Consider the following 17,849-nt stretch of genomic DNA (forward strand, 5'->3'; position numbering starts at 1 on the left):
GATGCGCCGCATGCTGACTGAACTCCTCACGCTGCCGCTGGCGCGGCCTTTCGCCATCGCGCGCGGCACCCGCACCGCCGTGGCGGTGATCCGCGTCACGCTGGAGCAGGACGGCTTTATCGGTCACGGCGAATGCACGCCGACGCCGCGTTACAACGAGTCCGTCGAGAGCGTCCACGCCCAGCTTAACGCGATGAAAGAGGCGATCGAAGCGGGCCTCAGTCACCAGGCGCTGCAAACGCAGCTCAACGCCGGTGCGGCGCGTAACGCGCTCGATTGCGCCCTGTGGCGGCTGGACGCCGCGCGGGCGAAAAAGACGCTGTGGCAGCAGGCCGCGCTGAGCGCGCCGCCGTCAGTCGTCACCGCTGAAACCCTCAGCCTCGACAGCGTAGAGAAGATGGCTGATGCGGCGCAGGACGCGGTGTCACGCGGCGCGCTGCTCCTCAAGATCAAGCTTGACCGCGAAGCGATTGTGGAAAAAGTCGCGGCTATCCGCGCCGTCGCGCCTGACGCGACGCTGATCGTCGACGCCAACGAAGCCTGGAGCGGGCTGGAGCTGCCGCCGCTGTTTGCCGCGCTGCGGCCTTATCGCATCGCGATGATCGAACAGCCGTTGCCGGCGGGCGCAGATGCCGTCTTGCAGCATATCGCCCATCCCATCCCGCTCTGCGCTGACGAAAGCTGCCACACGCGCGGCGATATCGCCGCGCTGCGCGATCGCTACGAGATGATCAACATCAAGCTCGACAAGTGCGGCGGTTTGACGGAGGCGCTGGCGATGGTCGAGGAGGCGAAAAAGCAGGGCATGCGGCTGATGGTGGGCTGCATGCTCGGCTCTTCGCTGGCGATGGAAGCGGCGCTGCTGGTCACGCCGCAGGCAGAGCATGTCGATCTGGATGGCCCCATCTGGCTGGCGGCGGACAGTTCGCCTTTCCTTTCCTATTCACAAGGCCGCATCTGGCTGTAAACGCATATGGAGCAACGATGACGGATATTTCTCGCCTGAGTGACGCCGCCAGCGTTGCCGGGTCGGACGGCGCGCCGGTGCTGGCGATAGAGCATCTCAGCGTCAGCTTCCGCGGACGCAGCGGCGCGCATCAGGCGCTGCACGACGTTTCTTTCGCCATTCAGCCGGGTGAAATCGTCGCGGTGGTCGGCGAAAGCGGGTCGGGGAAATCGGTGACCTCGCTGGCGGTTATGGGTCTGCTGTCCGCGTCGGCGCGCATCGACGGCGGCGCGATCCGCTTTCGCGATCGCACGGGCGAAACGCGTGATCTCAGTCGGCTTAGCGCGGAGCAGCGACGCAGGCTGCGCGGACGCGAGATGGCGATGATTTTTCAGGAGCCGATGACCTCGCTCAACCCGGTGCTGCGCGTGGGCGACCAGCTCACCGAAGCGCTGCGCGACCATCAGCTCTGCTCCGACGCCGACGCGCAGGCGCGCGCGCGGTCGCTGCTGCGTCAGGTGCGCATCGCCGACGTCGATCGGGTGATGAAAAGCTTTCCGCACGCGCTTTCCGGCGGTATGCGCCAGCGCGTGATGATTGCGCAGGCGCTGGCGTGCGACCCGCAATTGCTGATTGCGGACGAACCGACCACCGCGCTCGACGTCACGGTGCAGGCGCGCATTCTTCATATTTTGCGCGAGCTGCAGCGTGAAAAAGGAATGGCGGTGCTGTTTATCACGCATGACATGGGCGTGGTCGCCGAAGTGGCGGATCGGGTGGTGGTGATGTATCGCGGCAACGTCGTCGAGCAGGGGCCGGTAGAGGCGATCTTTGCCGCGCCGCAGCATGACTACACCCGCGCGCTGCTGGCGGCGGTGCCGAAACCTGGCGACATGCGCGACCAGCGCTGGCCGCAGCGTTTTCCGCTGCTGCGTGGCGACGCGCCAGCCGAGGAGGCGCATATCACCGCGCGTTACGAAGAGAAACCACTGCTCGACGTGCGCGGCCTGACCGTGCGCTTTCCCGTGCGCAGCGGCATTTTTTCCGCGCTGACGCATCGCGTGCATGCGGTCGAGCAGATCGACTTCGCCCTCTGGCCGGGAGAGACCCTGGCAATCGTCGGCGAAAGCGGCTGCGGCAAATCGACCACCGGCCGCGCCCTGATGCGACTGGTCGACGGCGACGCCGACAGCATTCTGTTCGCCGGCCGCGAAATCGCCAGCCTGAAAGAGGCGCAGTTTCAGCCGCTGCGGCGTGAAATCCAGATGGTGTTTCAGGATCCCTACGCGTCGCTCAACCCTCGCCTGACCGTGGGCTTCACCATTGCGGAGCCGCTGCTGCTGCACGGCCTGGTGCGCTCGCTCGACGAAGCGACGCCGCAGGTCGATGCGTTGTTAGAAAGCGTCGGCCTGCTGCCGGAACACGCGCGCCGCTATCCTCATGAGTTCTCCGGCGGCCAGCGGCAGCGTATCGCCATCGCCCGCGCCATGGCGCTTAAACCCAAAATTATTATTGCCGATGAAGCGGTCTCCGCGCTTGACGTGTCGGTTCAGGCGCAGGTCATCAACCTGATGATGGATTTGCAGCGGCAGACCGGTGTCGCCTGGATTTTTATCTCGCATGACATGGCGGTAGTCGAACGCATCGCCAACCGCGTGGCGGTGATGTATCTCGGCCAGATTGTTGAAATCGGCCCGCGGCAGTCGCTGTTTAATCAGCCTCAGCATCCCTACACGCAGCGCCTGCTGGCCTCGGTGCCGGTGGTCGACCCGCGTAACCGCCCGGCGCGCCGTTTCGACGACGGAGAGATCCCGTCGCCTGTACGCAGCGTAAAAGAGACGGTGAGTAAACATCGTTATCGCCAGGTTGCGCCCAGCCACTGGGTCGCCGAAGAGCATTAATTGCCTCTATTCATCAATACCAGGAGCCTTTATGAAGCCATTTTTCCGCCGCGCCTCTCTCGCCGTCGCGCTCTCTCTGGCCAGCGTCGCGCAGGCGCAGGATCTGCGTATTTCGATGTACGCCGATATCACCGGACTCGACCCGCATGATACCTCCGACAACATCAGCTATTCGGTGCAGAGCGGGATCTTTGAGCGCCTGTTCCAGTTCGACGCCAAAATGGCGCTGACGCCCTGGCTGGCGACGGGCTATACCAGCAACGACGACGCCACGCAGTTCACGCTGACCCTGCGCGACGGCGTGACCTTTCAGGACGGCACGCCCTTTAACGCCGACGCGGTGAAGGCTAACCTTGATCGGCTTGCCGACCAGAAAAATGGCCTGAAGCGCAATAGCCTTTACCGCATGATCAAAAGCGTCACCGTGCTGGCACCCAATAAAGTGCAAATCGACCTCAGCGAATCCTTCGGCGCCTTTATCAACACCCTGGCGCACCCGTCGGCGGTGATGTGGAGCCCGACGGTGCTCAACGCCTTTCCCGACGAGGCGCAGCTGCGTCTGCATCCGGTCGGCACCGGGCCTTTTACCTTTGTGGAGTGGCAGCCTGGCAAGGCGGTGACGCTGACGAAATTCAACGGCTACTGGAACAAGGGCTGGCCGAAGGTGGATCGCGTGATCTTCTCGCCCAGCCCGGAAGACGCCACGCGGGTTGCGGCGCTGAAGTCGGGCCAGGTGGACGCGATCTATCCGCTGCCGTCCGATCTTACCGGCGCGGTGCAGAGCGACAGCAGGCTGGCGATCCAGCGCGATCCCAGCATCTATCTCTACTACATGGCGATCAATACTCAGCACAAGCCGCTGGCTGACGTGCGCGTACGTCAGGCGATCAACTACGCCATCAACCGCGAGCTGTGGCTGAAAGTGGGGTTTGCCGGAATGGGCACGCCCGCCACCTCGGCGATCCCTGCCGGGGTGCAGTTCTATCAAAAACAGCGCGCGCCGAACTATCGCTACGCGCCGGAAGAGGCGAAAGCCCTGCTTGCGGCGGCGGGCTATCCGAACGGCCTCGATCTTAAGCTCTGGTGCACCAATGCTACCGCCAGCGTCCGCGCCGCGCAGTTCCTTAAGGCGCAGCTGGCGACCGTCGGCATTCGCGTCGCCGTGACGCCGATGGATTCCGGCACGCGCAACGCCAGGTTGTGGGGCGTAAAGGATCCCAAACAGGCCGAGTACGATCTCTACTACGGCGGCTGGTCTACATCGACCGGCGATGCCGACTGGGCGCTGCGTCCGCTGTTCGCCAGCGAATCCTGGGTGCCGACCTCATACAACGTCTCCTACTACAGCAATCCGGCGGTGGATAAGGCGATCGCTGGCGGTCTGGCGACCGCCGAGCCGGCGAAGCGCGCGACCGCCTACGCCGACGCGCAGACGCTGCTGTGGCAAGATGCGCCTGTCGCCTTCCTCGGCACGCCAGACAATCTGGTCGGCAAAACGGCGAAGCTGAGCGGCGTATCGATGCTGCCGGACGGCAATCTGCTCTTTAATCAGGCCGCTTTTAAATAACGCCGAACGGCACTGCAAAAAGGAAGGTTATGTTCGCATACATCCTGCGTCGGCTGCTGGAGATGGTTCCGGTGCTGCTGGTGGTTTCGCTGCTGGTCTTCGGCTTTATCAAGCTGCTGCCCGGCGATCCGGCGCGTATCTACGCCGGACCTGACGCGCCGATTGAGGCGGTTGAGGCGGCGCGTCAGCATCTCGGCCTGAACGATCCGCTGCCGCAGCAGTACGTAAACTGGCTGGGCGGTATCCTGCGCGGCGATTTAGGCGTCACCTACCGCACCCAACAGCCGGTGCTGGAGGTGATTCGCAAAGGCTTTATGCCGACGCTGTGGCTGGCGCTGGCGGGATTCGTCTGGTCCGTCGCGCTGGGACTGGTGGTGGGCGTCACGGCGGCGCTGCGGCGCGGCGGCTGGCTGGACTGGACGCTGATGAGCGCCGCGGTCGGCGGCATTTCGATGCCGGCATTCTGGCTTGGCCTGCTGTTGATCCAGTTCGTCGCCATGCCGTTCGGCCTCTTCTCGGTCAGCGGCTTTAACCAGCCTGCCGATATCATCCTGCCCGCCATTACGCTTGGCTCATCGGTCGCGGCGGTGATGGCGCGCTTTACCCGCTCGGCGTTTCTTGAGGTGGCGCAGGAAGATTATGTGCGCACCGCGCGCGCCAAAGGGCTGCGGGCTGCGCGCGTCACCTGGAAACATGTGATGCGCAACGCGCTGATTCCGGTGATCACTATGCTGGGCCTGCAGTTCGGGTTTCTGCTCGGCGGCTCTATCGTGGTGGAGAGCGTCTTCAACTGGCCGGGACTGGGCTGGCTGCTGATTGAGTCGATCAAAGCGCAGGACCAGCCGGTGATTCAGGCGCTGGTGATGCTGTTCGTATTTGAATTTATTGTGATCAACCTGCTGGTGGATCTGCTCTATGCAGTGGTCAATCCGGCAATTCGTCTCAGCCAGGGGGCCAAATGAGCCAGCAGACGCTAACTACCGTCGACAGCGAGGCAATCCGTTCGCCGTGGCGCGACTTCCTGCACGCTTTTGCGCGCAATCCGCTGGCGCTGGCGTCGGGCGGTTTCGTGCTGTTGCTGGTGCTGATCGCGCTCTTCGCGCCCTGGCTGGCGCCTTGGAATCCCATGGAGCCGGACTGGACGGCGCTCTCTGTGCCGCCGTCAGGCGCGCACTGGATGGGGACCGACGAGCTGGGGCGCGACGTGCTAAGCCGGATTATCTACGGCGCGCGTATTTCGCTCTACGTCGGCGTAGTGTCGGTAACGCTCGGCATGCTGGCGGGCATCGTGCTTGGTCTGCTGGCGGGCTACTATGGGCGCTGGGTCGATATGCTGATTATGCGCGGCGCCGACGTGCTCTTCGCCTTTCCCGGCATGCTGCTGGCGATTGCGGTGGTGGCGATACTGGGCCCCGGCCTCAATAACGTGATTATCGCGGTGGCGGTATTCAGCGTGCCGGTTTTCGCGCGCATCGTCCGCGCCTCGACGCTGTCGTTAAAACAGGCCGCTTATGTTGAGGCGGTGCGCTGCGCTGGCGCGCCGGACCGGGTGATCCTGCTGCGGCATATTCTTCCCGGCACGCTGCCGAACGTGATTGTCTACTTCACCATGCGCATCGGCACCAGTATCCTCACCGCCGCCGGCCTGAGTTTCATCGGCCTCGGCCCGGAGCCCGACGTGCCGGAATGGGGCAATATCCTCGCCATGAGCCGCAGCATGATGATGGCGGGGCTGTGGCACGTCAGCGTTTTTCCCGGCCTGGCGATTTTTATGACGGTGCTGGCGTTCAACCTGTTAGGCGATGCGCTACGCGACACGCTGGATCCTAAACTCAAGAGCTAAAGATGGACTTTCACCAACAACAATGTGCGCTGTTGCTGCAGCGCTGGCGCGCCACGCGCCGCCTTGGGCAGCCGCGCGGTATCTGTGGTCCGACTAATCGCATCAGCGACGTGCCCGGCGTGCGCGTCGGGCACTACACGCTGGACTGCGACGAGCGGCAAACCGGCGTGACGGCGGTGGTGCCGCCGGGAGAGAACCTTTTCGCCCAGCCGCTGCCGTGCGGTACGGCGGTCTTTAACGGTTTTGCGAAGCCGGTCGGGCTGGTGCAGGTCGCCGAGCTGGGCGTGCTGCAGACGCCGATTCTGCTCAGCAATACGCTGGCGGTCGGCACGCTATTCACCACTCTGGCGCGCGCGGCGATCCGCATCAACCCGGAGCTGGGACGCGCGCTGCCCACGGTCAACCCGCTGGCGCTGGAGTGCAATGACGGCTGGCTCAACGATATTCAGGCGATGGCGGTGACCGAAGCGATGGCGCAGGCCGCTCTCGACGACGCCGACGCCGACTTCGCGCGCGGCAGCGTCGGCGCAGGACGCGGCATGAGCTGCTTCAGCCTGAAAGGCGGCATCGGCAGCGCCTCGCGCCGCATTGACGGCCTTAACGCCACGCTGGGCGTACTGGTGCTGGCGAACTTCGGCGCGCTGGAGGCGCTGACGCTGGATGGTGTGCGCCTTGGCGAGCAGATCGCACCGCTGCTGCCGTCGCTGACGCCGCAGCGCGACGCCGGCTCCATTATTATCGTGATGGCGACCGACGCGCCGCTCGACGCGCGCCAGCTAACGCGCGTGGCGAAGCGCGCCGGCGCTGGCCTGGGACGCCTTGGCAGCTACTGGGGGCACGGCTCTGGCGACATCGCCATCGCCTTCTCTACCCGGCCCGTGCCGCAACCGCCGCCGGACGCCGCGCTGGAGCCGATGCTATCGGCGGCAGCCGACGCTACCGAACATGCGGTGCTGGACGCGCTGCTCAGCGCGCAGCCCGTTACCGGCTTTCGCAGCCACCATCGTCCGGCGCTCAGCGATGTGCTGGACCGCCTTGCAGGAGTCACACCGTGAAAATCTTTATCTCGGCCGATATCGAAGGCGTCGCGGGCGTAATGCGTCCTGAACAGTGCGCGCCCGGCCACGCCGAGTGGCAGCTGGCGCGCGAGCTGATGGAGCAGGAGGTTAACGCGGCGATCGACGGCGCCTTCGCCGCAGGCGCCACCGAAGTCGTGGTCGCCGACAGCCATGCGCAGATGACCAACCTGCGCGCCGCGCAGATGGATGCGCGCGCACGCCTGGTGCAGGGCAAACCGCGCGCGCTCTCGATGGTGGAAGGGCTGGAACAGCAGCGCTTCGACGGCCTGATGCTGATCGGCTATCACAGCGCGGCAGGAGAGGCTGGCGTGCTGGCGCACACCATCAACGGCCGCGCCTTCTGGCGCATATTGATCGACGATCGCGTGGTGGGCGAAAGCGATATTTACGCGGCGGCGGCGGCGGAACAGGGCACGCCGCTGTGGCTGGTGAGCGGCGACGACTGCCTGCAGCAGTGGATCGCCGAACGCCACCCCGAGGCGGAATATGTCTGCGTCAAGCGCGCGATTTCCCACACCTGCGCCGAATCGCTCAGCCCGCAGGCGGCGCGGGAGCGCATTCGCGAAGCGTCAGCGCGCGCGGTATCACGCGCGCCCAGGGCGTGCGTCGCCTCTCTGAGCGAGCCCTACAGGCTGACGCTGCAGGCGAGCAGGCCGGTGCTGGCGGATCTTTTCTGCCTGATACCCGACGTTGCGCGCCTCGACGCCATCACGGTCGGCTACCAGGCGGAGCGCATGGCGACGCTGGTCAGCCTGCTCAGCGCCTTCTCTTATCTGGCGTCGACACAAAATTAAACGCTATGTCATCGGATGAGCGGAAGTTTGTACGATTTTCATCTCATCTTTTGCTAACCTGCGCGCGAATTTATCTATAACAACGAGGCAGTAATGCAGCTTTGCAGTTTTTATCTTCCAGACCAGGGCATTAAAAGTTTCGGCATCGTAAAGGAAAATGGCGTGGTGGATGTCGGCACGCGCATGGGCGCGCAGTGCCCGGATCTGAAAACCTTCCTGCAGCGCTCCTCGCTGGCGGATCTCGCGGCGTTTGGCGATCGACCTGCCGACTATGCCTTCGACGCGCTGCGTTTTCTGCCGGTGATTGACAACCCCGGTAAGGTTTTTTGCGTCGGCATGAACTACGCCGATAAGCGTAAAGAGTTCTCAGAAACCCAGAACGCGCCGACGCTGTTTATCCGCTTCGCCGACTCCCTGACCGGCCATGAGCAGCCGCTCATGAAGCCCGCCTCCACCAGCGAATTCGACTACGAAGGCGAACTGGCGGTGATCATCGGCAAACCGGCACATAAGGTGAAAGCCGATGAGGCGCTGAGCTACGTGGCAGGCTACAGCTGTTTTATGGATGCGACAGTGCGCGACATGCAGTTTACCTGGTTTACCGCCGGGAAGAACTGGCCGCAGACCGGCGGCTTTGGCCCCTGGATGACCACGGCTGAGGCGACTGGCGACCCGCAGACGCTGGGGATCAAAACCTTCCTTAACGGGCGCGAAGTGCAGAACGACACCACCGGCAGCATGGTGCACAGCGTCGCGAATATTATTGAGTACATCTCCGCCTTCAGTCCGCTTTCGCCGGGCGACGTCATTTTCACCGGTTCGCCGGGCGGCGTCGGTAAGAAGCGCACGCCGCCGCTGTTTATGTTCAGCGGCGACGTCGTGGAAGTGGAGATTGAGAAGATCGGCAGGCTGCGCAACGTTATCGCGTAAACTGCACCACCCGGCTGCGGTTAAGCAGCAGACGCAGCCGGTTGCCGTCGCGCTTCAGCATAAAGCGCTTTTGCCAGGGACCGTCCTGCGCGGTCGCCAGCACGCGGTCGCCGCTCAGCGACTGCAGGCCAGCGACAATCGCCGCCGGGCCGATGCCCATCGTTAGCCTCTCGCCCTCAATCACCAGTTCGCTACGCCACTGCGGCAGGAACCAGCGTCCCTGCATCGCCTGCAGGCTGGCGCCGTCGGGCTGCGCCGGCACAAAGCGGCGCGGCGCATGGCCGATCTCGCCGTCGATGGCCATGCCTTGCTGGCGCAGCCGCAGCGGAAAGGTGCTGGAGAGCGAACGCGCCTCGCCCTGCGCGCCGCCGCGCCACAGCGTTTCGCTCGCGCCGAGCCAGGTCGCCGCGTCGCCAGCGATCTCCAGCCACTCCGCCTCGTGTTCCCCGACATAGAGGCCGGGCGCGAGATCGTGTCCTTTCTCCGGCAGCGTGCGGTTAAGCAGCGCCGCCATCACGCGCAGCGCGCCTTCAGAGGTGGCGACATCTTCGCGGTTCGCCACCAGCGCCACGCCCGCCTGGCGTTCAGGATGCAGCAGGAAATAACTTTTATAGCCCGCATGCGAGCCGCCGTGGCCAAACAGCGTCTGGGTGCCGATCTGCGTGCTGGCCAGACCCAGCCCGTAGCCGCTGACGCGCCCGTCCGCCAGCAGGCGCGGCGCGCTGAGGCGCCGCAGCACGCCCGCGCCGGGGCCGCTGTCGCTCAGCAGCGCCTGCAGCCAGCGCGTCAGATGGCGCAGGCTGCCGGCGACGCTGCCGGAGGCGGAGAGATGAAGGCCGGCGCTGGCGAGCTGCCAGCGGCGGCCGTCGAACCAGTAGCCTGGCGCCAGACCGGGCACCACGTCGAACCAGGTTTCCGGCGCGGTCAGGCTGATATCGAGCGGCCGACAGATATAGTGCTGCAGCAGCGCGTCGAAACGCACCCCTTTCGCTTTTAGCGCCTCCTCCACCAGCCGATAGCCGGTATTGGTGTAAGAAATTTCGCTGCCGGGCGGGTAGTTCAGCTCGCTCTCTGCGGCGAGAAACGCCAGCAGATCGGCGTCGGTGGTGGCGTTGTAGACCGACAGCCCGATCAGCGACAGCGTTTCGCGCAGATCCGGCAGCCCGCTCGACATATCCAGCGCCTGTCGCACGGTGACCTGGCCGTTGGCGCCGCGCAGCTGCGGCAGATGATCCGCCAGTTTGTCGTCAGGCGACAGATAGCGGCGTCCCGGCCCGGTCGCCAGCGCAGCGAAAAGATGTTTGGTAATGGAGGCGAAGCGCACCACGCTGTCGAGGGTAAACGGCGTCTGCTGCGCTAAATCGGCCAGTCCGGCGCAGTGCGCCGAATGCACCTGACGCGCGTCGAACAGCACTATCGCGCCGCCCGGCGCGCCGGGCTGCCGCCAGCCCTGAACAAGCTCATCGGCGATCGCTGCCGCCCGTTGCCACTCCAGCGTCATGCCGGCTCCTCCAGTCCAATGCTCAAATCGAAAAGCTGCGCGGTATGCGGATGATGAATTCGCCGCGCGCGCAGATCGTCCGCGCTCAGCTGCTCTACCATTTCGCCATGCTGCATCACGCCGATACGCTGGCAAAGATGGGCGACGACCGCCAGATTATGCGTCACCAGAATATAGGTAAGATTGCGCGCGCTGCGCAGATCGCTCAGCAAATTGAGGATTTCCGCCTGAACGGAAACGTCCAGCGCGGAGGTCGGCTCATCCAGCAGCAGCGCCTCTGGTTCGGCGATCAGCGCGCGGGCGATCGCCACGCGCTGGCGCTGCCCGCCGGAAAGCTGATGCGGATAGCGGAAGCGCGCGGCGGCGGGCAGGCCGACATCGCTCAGCGCCTGGCTGATGCGCTGCTCGGCGCGATCGAGGCGATGCACCAGCAGCGGCTCGTGCAAAATACGGTCGATGGTCTGGCGCGGATGCAGCGAACCGTAGGGATCCTGAAATACCATCTGCACCTGACGGAAAAAAGGGCGGCCGCGCCGGGCGCTTAGCGCCATGCCGCCGAAGCGGATTTCACCGCGCCAGTCGTTGTTCAGTCCCGCCAGCGCGCGTAGCACCGTCGATTTGCCGGAGCCGCTTTCGCCCACCATGCCGAAACTCTCGCCGCTGCCTACCTGGAAAGTGACCGCTTTAACGGCGCGGTGCGCGCCGAAACTGACGTCCAGATTGTTGATTTCAAACATAGCTCTCTCCTAATCGCGCCATGCGTCGTCGCGCTGCAGCGTCGGCAGGCGCGCGCGCGGGTGACGCAGCGACGGCAGGCAGGCCAGCAGCCCCTGCGTGTAGGGATGCTGCGCCTGGTGCAGCTGCCGGGCGTCAAGCTGCTCGACGATACGTCCGGCGTACATCACCGCCACGCGATCGCAGAAGTGCGACACCAGCGGCAGGTCGTGGCTGATAAGAATGAGTCCCATGCCGCGCGCCGACACCAGGTCGTCGATCAGGCGCAGAATCTCCGCCTGCACCGTCGCGTCGAGCGCGCTGGTGGGCTCATCGGCGATCAGCAGTTCGGGATCGGGCGCCAGCATCATGGCGATCATCACGCGCTGTCCCATGCCGCCGGACACCTCATGCGGATAGCGCAGCGCCACGGCGGCGGCGTCGCGAATTTTCACCTGCTCCAGCAGGCCGATCGCCGCCTGCATCGCCGCTTTTCTGCTGCCGCCCTTGTGCTCGCGCCAGGCCTCGGCGATCTGCTGGCCGATAGTCATCACCGGATTAAGGGAATATTTCGGATCCTGCAGAATAAAGCCGACGCGTCCGCCGCGGATTTGCCGCAGCGTTTTTTCGCTGGCGCCGCGCAGGTCGATACCGTCAAAACGCAGCGCGTCGGCGCTGACCTCGGCGTTGCCCGGCAGCAGTTGCATCAGGCTGCGCGCGGTGAGCGATTTGCCTGACCCGCTCTCGCCGACGATAGCGAATTTCTCTTTGCCGACGCTAAAACTGACGCCGCGCACCGCCTCGAACCTTTCCGCGCGGCTGCGAAAGGCGATGCGTAGATTCTCAATTTCCACCAGCATTTAGCGCTCCCTGGGATCAAGGACGTCGCGCAGACCGTCGCCGAGAAAGTTAAAGGCCAGCGAGGTGACAAAGATCGCGATGCACGGCATCAGCGGCACCCACCACTCGCTGAAGAGAAAGCGGCGCGCGGTCGCGATCATGGTTCCCCATTCCGGCGACGGCGGCTGCGCGCCCATGCCGAGAAAACCCAGGCTGGCGGCGGTAATGATGATAGAACTCATATCGAGCGTGACGCGCACGATCAGGCTCGGCACGCAGAGCGGCATAATGTGGCGCAGAATAATGCGCAGCGGCGAGGCGCCGGTCAGGCGGCTGGCGGCGATAAAGTCGCTGTGGCGAAACTGCAGCGTTTCCGCGCGCGCCAGCCGGGCATAAGGCGGCCAGGCGGTAAGGGCGATCGCCAGTACCGCGCTCTCGACGCCCGGCTTGAGCGCGGCAACGAAGGCCAGCGCCAGGATCAGGCGCGGGAAGGCGAGAAAAATATCGGTGACGCGCATCAGCGCCTTATCGACGATGCCGCCGAGATAGCCGGCGATACAGCCAATCAGCAGGCCGAGCGGGGCGGTCAGCGCCACGACGGCGATAACCATGCCGAGCGTGGTGCGGCCGCCGTAAATAATGCGCGTCCAGAGATCGCGTCCAAGCTCGTCCGTGCCGAGCCAGTGCGCGGCGGACGGCGCCGCCAGACGGTTTTCCAGATGCTGCGCGCCGGCATCGTAAGGCGTCAGCAGCGGCGCGGCGATCGCCAGCAGCAGCATCAGCAGAATAACGGCCATACCGCCTGTCGCCAGCGGATTGCCGCGCAGGTTGAGCCACAGGCGATAGCGTCGGCCCCAAACCGCCTGGCGGCGGTTGGTCGGCGAATCGGCCAGCAGCCAGTTACGTGAAATAAACATTATTTTATCCGTGGATCGCAGAGTCGATAGAGAAGGTCGGCGAGCTGATTGAGCAGCACGTAAACCGTGCCGACCAGCAGCGTGGCGCCCACCACCGGATTCATGTCGGCGTTCATTAACGAGGTGGTGAGATACTGACCGAGGCCCGGCCAGGCGAAGACATTTTCCGTCACCACCGCGCCCTCCAGCAGCCCGGCATAGGTCAGCGCCAGCACCGTAATCAGCTGAACCGCGACCGTTGGAAACGCGTGACGCCAGATGACGCGGCGCGACGACAGCCCCTTGGCGCGCGCGGTAATCACGAATTCGCCGCTGAGCGCGTTGAGCATAAAGGTGCGGGTCATGCGCGTGATGTAGGCCATGCTGAAGTAGGCGAGGATGCAGACCGGCTGCGCCATGTGCGCCAGCGCGTCGCGGAAGGCGTCATATTCGCCCGCCAGCAGCGAATCGATGGTGAGAAATCCGGTAACCTGCGGGATCATATCCTGCCAGATGATGTCCTGCCGCCCTGGCCCCGGCGCAATCCCGAGCACGGCGTAGAACAGCAGCAGGCTGAGCAGCGCCAGCACGAATACCGGCAGCGAATGGCCCGCCAGGCAGATGACGCGGATGGTCTGATCGAGCCAGGTGCCCTGGCGCACCGCCGCCCAGACGCCGAGGGGAATGCCGATCAGCGCGGCAATGACGATCGCCGCCGTCGCCAGCTCCATGGTGGCCGGAAAAAAACGGGCGATATCGCTGGTCACGCTGTTTGACGTCAGCACGGAACGGCCCAGGTCGCCATGCAGCAGCTGGATGAGATAGTGGCCGAACTGCACGTAGAGTGGCTGATCCAGCCCCATCTCCGCGCGCGCGCGCTCCACTACCGACTGCGGCGCGTTGTCGCCAACCGCCGCCAGCACCGGATCGGTCGGCATTACCCGACCAATAAAAAAGGTCAGCACCGTCAGGCCGAACAGCGTCAGCAGCAGGCTGCCCAGCGCGCTGGCGCCGCGTTTTGCCGCGGCCGTCACGCTTTTTTCACCTGCTGATAAGGCCACTGCTCCAGTACGGTCATATGTACATCAGAGAGGCTCTTCGCGCAGGCGGTGGTCTGAATCTGCTGCATCATAAAAATAAACGGACTCTTTTCCCGATGCTGCTGCTGAATTTTTTCATACAGCGCAAGGCGCTGCGCCGGGTCGCTTTCGTGCAGCGCCTGCGCGGTGAGCTGGTTAAATTCGTCGTCTGACCAGCCGCAGCGCCATGCCAGAGTGCGGTTGCGCGCGTTGGTGCTGTTGTCGCTATTGACGCAGAACGCTTCGGTATTGGAGTTCGGATCGAAGTAGTCCGCGCCCCACGAGGTGATCGCCAGCTGATGCTGACGCGCGCGCATCTTTGTCAGCACCTGACGGTTCTCCGAGGCGATCAACGACACCTTGATGCCGATGGCGCCGAGCTGGGTCTGAATCGCTTGGGCGATATCGGGATAGGGCTGCATCGAATAGTGGTCAAGGGTGATTTCGAAGCCCTCCGGGTAACCCGCTTCCGCCAGCAGCGCCTTCGCTTTATCGACATCGCGATGAAAAGGGGTGTCGTCGAGCGCTGCCGGAAAGCCGGAAGGTAAAAAGCTCTGATGCACGTTGTAGGTCAGCGACAGAATATTTTTCTGAATGCTGTCGTAGTCGATCGCCCACTTAAGCGCCTGCCACACCTGCGGCTTCTGCAGCAGCGGATGGGTGGTATTGCAGGACATCAGCATGATGGCGGAGAGCGGCTGCTTCACCAGCGTCACCTCGCTGCTGGACTGCAGCGGTTTTAACTGCTCGGTGGTGAGATCGTAGGCGACGTCCACGTCGCCTTTTTGCAGCATCAGCGACTGCGCGGCGGGGTCGGCGATATGCTTGAGGATGACGCGCCTGATCGTGCTCTTGCCAGCGTACTGCGGGCTCAGCTCCAGAATTACCGTTTCGCTCGCTTTCCAGCTGCGCAGCGTGAAGGCGCCGGAGCCGGCGCTGTGCTGCTTCAGCCAGGCGTTGCCGAGATCGCCGTTTTGCTGGTTGGCGAGACAGGCTTTTTTCGACACGATGCTGCCGACCGTGGCGGAGAGGCAGTAGAGCAGGAAGGATTCTGAGGCGGGCGCGCCCAGCGTCATCTCCAGGGTATGGGCATCTTTCGCCGTTACCTTGCTGGCGACATTTTCTTTGGTAAAGCCGAACTGGTTAATGATAAAGGCCGGGCTCTTGTCCAGCTTGACGATGCGCTCGATGGAAAAGGCCGCATCCTCGGCGGTCACCGGCGTGCCGTCGGCGAACTTTGCTGCTGGATCGAGGCGGAAAGTAAATACCGTACTGTCGCCGTTCGCCTCCCAGCTTTGCGCCAGCATGCCGATAATCTTATCCGCCTGCTGCGGATCGGGCTGCACCAGCTTCTGGTAAAGGTTGCCGCAGATCTGGCCGCCCGTCGCTTCAAAGCTTTCATGCGGGTCGAGACTGGTCATATTGTCGAGCTGCATCGCCATGACCAGCATGCCGGCTGGCGCGGCGGCGAAGGCGGGATTGAAGCTTAGCGAGGATAAAACTGGCGCGGCAGCGCAGCCTGCGATAAAGCGTCTTCTGGTGACCATTTACACTCCAGGTTATTGATTATTAAAAATAAAAAACAAAATTAGCCGGTTATTTATCTTGACATGCGTCCGGATGCGGGAGATTAATGATTGCTCTTTACGCCGCATAAAACGCCTGCTCTGTTTTGGTGCGCCCGTGCCGCCTGCATGCCGCTTTTGTGCAATACCCTTTGCCAACGGAATCTAAAAAATGTCGGAAAATCATCATCAGGCGTGGCCGGATATTCCCGTATTCGATGGTCACAACGACGTGCTCTGTCGGCTGTGGCAGCACCACCGCCCCGACGCGGTCAACGCGTTTTTGCAGGGCACCGCGTCAGGCCAGCTCGATTTTCCGCGCCTGCGCCAGGGCAAGATGGTGGGCGGCCTGTTCGCTGCCTGGGCGCCAGGGCGCGCCTCGCGCGCCGTCGCGGACGATGGCACTGCTGCAAGAAGCGCGCCACTTCCTGTTTCTCTCTCCGATGAGGCGAACGCCACCGCGCGCGATGCCACCTTCGCCATGCTGGCGCTGCTGTTGCGCATCGAGCAGGCCGCGCCGGCGCAGATTAAAATCTGCCGCAGCGTGCGTGATATTCGCGACGCTATGGCCCGCGACAGGCTGGCGGTGGTGATGCATATTGAGGGCGCCGAGGCGCTGGATGTCGAGGGCGAACTGCTCGATATCCTGTACGCCAGCGGCCTGCGCAGTCTGGGGCCGTTGTGGAGCCGCCCTAACCAGTTCGGCGAAGGCGTACCCTTTCGCTTTCCGTCGTCGCCCGATATCGGCAACGGGCTGACCGACGCGGGCAAACAGCTGGTGCGCGACTGTAACCGGCGCCGCATTCTGGTCGATCTCTCCCATATGGATGAAAAAGGCTTCTGGCACACTGCCGCCATTAGCGACGCGCCGCTGGTGGCGAGCCACTCGAACGCCCACGCGCTCAGCGCCCAGTCGCGCAACCTTACCGATCGCCAGCTGGCGGCGATCGCCGAGACGCGCGGCTTTGTCGGAGTGAATTTCGCCGTGCCTTTTTTGCGCGAAGACGGCAGGCGCGACGCGCCGACCAGCCTGGAGGAAATTGTCCGCCACGTTGAGTATCTTCTCGACAAGGTCGGTGAAGATGGCGTGGGTTTCGGTTCCGATCTCGACGGCGCCACCATGCCGGACGATTTTCGCGACGTCGCGGGCTTTCCCCGGCTGGTGGCCGCGCTGGCGGCGCGCGGCTATAGCGCTGAGCTGCTGCATAAAATCTGCTATGGCAACTGGCTGCGCGTGCTGGAAGCGACCTGGGGCGAATAACCATGCGTCTGCGTCATATTGAAGTTTTCCAGGCGATCGTTCAGGCGGGCAGCATCAGCGGCGCGGCGCGGCTGCTCAACGTGTCGCAGCCTAACGTCAGCCGCGTGCTCAATCATGCCGAGCAGCAGCTGGGTTTTGCGCTGTTCGAACGGCGCGCGCAAGGGCTGGTGATCACCGCTGAAGGAGGGCGACTGCTGCCTGAAATCGACGCGCTTTACCATCGCCTTCAGGCGGTTAACCAGCTGGCGGATCAGCTGCGGCGCGGCGAAGAGCAGAGAGTGCGCGTCGGCGCGGCGCACGCTTTTGGTCAGATGGTGATGGCGCCCGCGCTGGTGCGCTATCGGCATCAGGCGGCGGCGGTCAACGTCGAGCTGGTGACCGAGCATTTTTCCACGCTGTGCCGCAACATTCTTGACGACCAGCTCGATTTTGCGCTGGTGTTTGGTCAGCAGGTCGATGCGGATTTGCTGGCGGAGCCGCTTTTCCACTCCTCAATGGTGGCGCTGCTGCCTCCCCATCTCAGCCGCGAAGAGCCCGTGTCGCTGGAGTGGCTGTGCGCCAATAATCTGCTGCTGATGCAGGCGCAGGATCCGCTTGGCCGCGTGCTGCACCGCGCGCTGTACGACAAGCGGCTCTATCCGGCCGTGTCGCTCTCGATTAAAACCTACTCGGTTATCGCCGATATGGTGCTGGCGGGCGGCGGCGTTGGCGTGGTCGACCTTTTTACCGCCTGTCGCTACGCCGATCAGCTGACGCTGCTGCCGGTCGCGCAGCCGCTGCCGTTTGAAGTGATGCTTATCAGCCGTCGCGATCGCCCGCAGTCGCAGTCTACGCTGCACCTGAAGCAGGTTATCCGCCATCGCCTGTGGGAGATCGCCCAGCAGTGCGAGGCGCGGCTGGCGCGTCCCTGACGATAACTTTCTCCCGCCTCGC

At 63.9% G+C, this 17,849-nt stretch carries 16 protein-coding genes; 10 read left to right on the top strand and 6 right to left on the bottom strand.

The genetic code is table 11. The features are described 5' to 3' along the window. Position 1: 1 nt before the first annotated feature. The 8 genes from dgcA (at position 2) to ACR6A7_RS09960 (ending at position 9,060) form a co-directional block, all read left to right on the top strand. The gene (dgcA, locus tag ACR6A7_RS09925; protein WP_434124709.1) at positions 2–967 is read left to right on the top strand and encodes an N-acetyl-D-Glu racemase DgcA; all 966 of its coding nucleotides are present in this window, start codon (positions 2–4) and stop codon (positions 965–967) included. A gap of 17 nt (positions 968–984) precedes the next feature. After that, a complete protein-coding gene (locus ACR6A7_RS09930; RefSeq protein ID WP_434124710.1) occupies positions 985–2,847 on the top strand; it encodes an ABC transporter ATP-binding protein in 1,863 nt (620 codons plus the stop codon). A gap of 31 nt (positions 2,848–2,878) precedes the next feature. After that, the gene (locus ACR6A7_RS09935) at positions 2,879–4,414 is read left to right on the top strand and encodes a glutathione ABC transporter substrate-binding protein (RefSeq protein WP_434124711.1); all 1,536 of its coding nucleotides are present in this window, start codon (positions 2,879–2,881) and stop codon (positions 4,412–4,414) included. Between the two features lie 29 nt (positions 4,415–4,443). Continuing rightward, entirely contained in the window at positions 4,444–5,376 is a 933-nt protein-coding gene (locus ACR6A7_RS09940) for an ABC transporter permease (RefSeq protein WP_434124712.1), read from the top strand. Continuing rightward, positions 5,373–6,257 (top strand): ABC transporter permease subunit, encoded by an 885-nt coding sequence (locus tag ACR6A7_RS09945; protein WP_434124713.1) that lies wholly within the window; start codon positions 5,373–5,375, stop codon positions 6,255–6,257. Before ACR6A7_RS09940 ends, ACR6A7_RS09945 begins: the two co-directional genes overlap by 4 nt. Positions 6,258–6,259: 2 nt before the next feature. Beyond that, positions 6,260–7,312, top strand: coding sequence for a P1 family peptidase (locus ACR6A7_RS09950; protein ID WP_434124714.1), 1,053 nt, complete (start codon positions 6,260–6,262; stop codon positions 7,310–7,312). Beyond that, a complete protein-coding gene (locus ACR6A7_RS09955) occupies positions 7,309–8,130 on the top strand; it encodes a M55 family metallopeptidase (protein WP_434124715.1) in 822 nt (273 codons plus the stop codon). The genes ACR6A7_RS09950 and ACR6A7_RS09955 overlap by 4 nt, the downstream gene beginning before the upstream one ends. Positions 8,131–8,223: 93 nt before the next feature. Further along, positions 8,224–9,060, top strand: coding sequence for a fumarylacetoacetate hydrolase family protein (locus ACR6A7_RS09960; protein ID WP_434124716.1), 837 nt, complete (start codon positions 8,224–8,226; stop codon positions 9,058–9,060). Here the strand turns inward: ACR6A7_RS09960 and ACR6A7_RS09965 are convergent. From ACR6A7_RS09965 to ACR6A7_RS09990, 6 genes are read right to left on the bottom strand one after another with little or no spacing between them, the layout of a single operon-like run. Next, a complete protein-coding gene (locus ACR6A7_RS09965; protein ID WP_434124717.1) occupies positions 9,050–10,561 on the bottom strand; it encodes a serine hydrolase domain-containing protein in 1,512 nt (503 codons plus the stop codon). The genes ACR6A7_RS09960 and ACR6A7_RS09965 overlap by 11 nt on opposite strands. Then, positions 10,558–11,298 (bottom strand): ABC transporter ATP-binding protein, encoded by a 741-nt coding sequence (locus tag ACR6A7_RS09970; protein ID WP_434124718.1) that lies wholly within the window; start codon positions 11,296–11,298, stop codon positions 10,558–10,560. Before ACR6A7_RS09970 ends, ACR6A7_RS09965 begins: the two co-directional genes overlap by 4 nt. Positions 11,299–11,307: 9 nt before the next feature. Then, on the bottom strand, positions 11,308–12,135 hold the full coding sequence (locus tag ACR6A7_RS09975; protein WP_434124719.1) for an ABC transporter ATP-binding protein: 828 nt from the start codon (positions 12,133–12,135) through the stop codon (positions 11,308–11,310). Beyond that, the gene (locus tag ACR6A7_RS09980) at positions 12,136–13,032 is read right to left on the bottom strand and encodes an ABC transporter permease (protein WP_048783263.1); all 897 of its coding nucleotides are present in this window, start codon (positions 13,030–13,032) and stop codon (positions 12,136–12,138) included. After that, positions 13,032–14,045, bottom strand: a complete 1,014-nt coding sequence (locus tag ACR6A7_RS09985) for an ABC transporter permease (protein ID WP_434124720.1) — start codon at positions 14,043–14,045, stop codon at positions 13,032–13,034. Before ACR6A7_RS09985 ends, ACR6A7_RS09980 begins: the two co-directional genes overlap by 1 nt. After that, positions 14,042–15,637 carry an ABC transporter substrate-binding protein gene (locus ACR6A7_RS09990; RefSeq protein WP_434124721.1) on the bottom strand — a complete coding sequence of 532 codons (1,596 nt, stop codon included), beginning with the start codon at positions 15,635–15,637 and terminating at the stop codon, positions 14,042–14,044. The genes ACR6A7_RS09985 and ACR6A7_RS09990 overlap by 4 nt, the downstream gene beginning before the upstream one ends. 190 nt (positions 15,638–15,827) lie before the next feature. Between ACR6A7_RS09990 and ACR6A7_RS09995 the strand changes: the two genes are divergently transcribed. Next, entirely contained in the window at positions 15,828–16,916 is a 1,089-nt protein-coding gene (locus tag ACR6A7_RS09995) for a dipeptidase (RefSeq protein ID WP_434124722.1), read from the top strand. 2 nt (positions 16,917–16,918) lie between these two features. Next, the gene (locus tag ACR6A7_RS10000) at positions 16,919–17,827 is read left to right on the top strand and encodes a LysR family transcriptional regulator (protein WP_434124723.1); all 909 of its coding nucleotides are present in this window, start codon (positions 16,919–16,921) and stop codon (positions 17,825–17,827) included. Positions 17,828–17,849: the final 22 nt, after the last annotated feature.

The sequence above is a fragment of the Pantoea phyllosphaerae genome, assembly GCF_051025595.1.
Classification (GTDB): Bacteria; Pseudomonadota; Gammaproteobacteria; order Enterobacterales; family Enterobacteriaceae; genus Pantoea.

What these genes read in the sequence shown, in the direction of transcription:
- dgcA (WP_434124709.1), top strand. Translation starts at nt 2, where the DNA reads ATGCGCCGCATGCTGACTGAACTCCTCACGCTGCCGCTGGCGCGGCCT.
- ACR6A7_RS09930 (WP_434124710.1), top strand. Translation starts at nt 985, where the DNA reads ATGACGGATATTTCTCGCCTGAGTGACGCCGCCAGCGTTGCCGGGTCG.
- ACR6A7_RS09935 (WP_434124711.1), top strand. Translation starts at nt 2,879, where the DNA reads ATGAAGCCATTTTTCCGCCGCGCCTCTCTCGCCGTCGCGCTCTCTCTG.
- ACR6A7_RS09940 (WP_434124712.1), top strand. Translation starts at nt 4,444, where the DNA reads ATGTTCGCATACATCCTGCGTCGGCTGCTGGAGATGGTTCCGGTGCTG.
- ACR6A7_RS09945 (WP_434124713.1), top strand. Translation starts at nt 5,373, where the DNA reads ATGAGCCAGCAGACGCTAACTACCGTCGACAGCGAGGCAATCCGTTCG.
- ACR6A7_RS09950 (WP_434124714.1), top strand. Translation starts at nt 6,260, where the DNA reads ATGGACTTTCACCAACAACAATGTGCGCTGTTGCTGCAGCGCTGGCGC.
- ACR6A7_RS09960 (WP_434124716.1), top strand. Translation starts at nt 8,224, where the DNA reads ATGCAGCTTTGCAGTTTTTATCTTCCAGACCAGGGCATTAAAAGTTTC.
- ACR6A7_RS09965 (WP_434124717.1), bottom strand. Translation starts at nt 10,561, where the DNA reads ATGACGCTGGAGTGGCAACGGGCGGCAGCGATCGCCGATGAGCTTGTT.
- ACR6A7_RS09970 (WP_434124718.1), bottom strand. Translation starts at nt 11,298, where the DNA reads ATGTTTGAAATCAACAATCTGGACGTCAGTTTCGGCGCGCACCGCGCC.
- ACR6A7_RS09975 (WP_434124719.1), bottom strand. Translation starts at nt 12,135, where the DNA reads ATGCTGGTGGAAATTGAGAATCTACGCATCGCCTTTCGCAGCCGCGCG.
- ACR6A7_RS09980 (WP_048783263.1), bottom strand. Translation starts at nt 13,032, where the DNA reads ATGTTTATTTCACGTAACTGGCTGCTGGCCGATTCGCCGACCAACCGC.
- ACR6A7_RS09990 (WP_434124721.1), bottom strand. Translation starts at nt 15,637, where the DNA reads ATGGTCACCAGAAGACGCTTTATCGCAGGCTGCGCTGCCGCGCCAGTT.
- ACR6A7_RS09995 (WP_434124722.1), top strand. Translation starts at nt 15,828, where the DNA reads ATGTCGGAAAATCATCATCAGGCGTGGCCGGATATTCCCGTATTCGAT.
- ACR6A7_RS10000 (WP_434124723.1), top strand. Translation starts at nt 16,919, where the DNA reads ATGCGTCTGCGTCATATTGAAGTTTTCCAGGCGATCGTTCAGGCGGGC.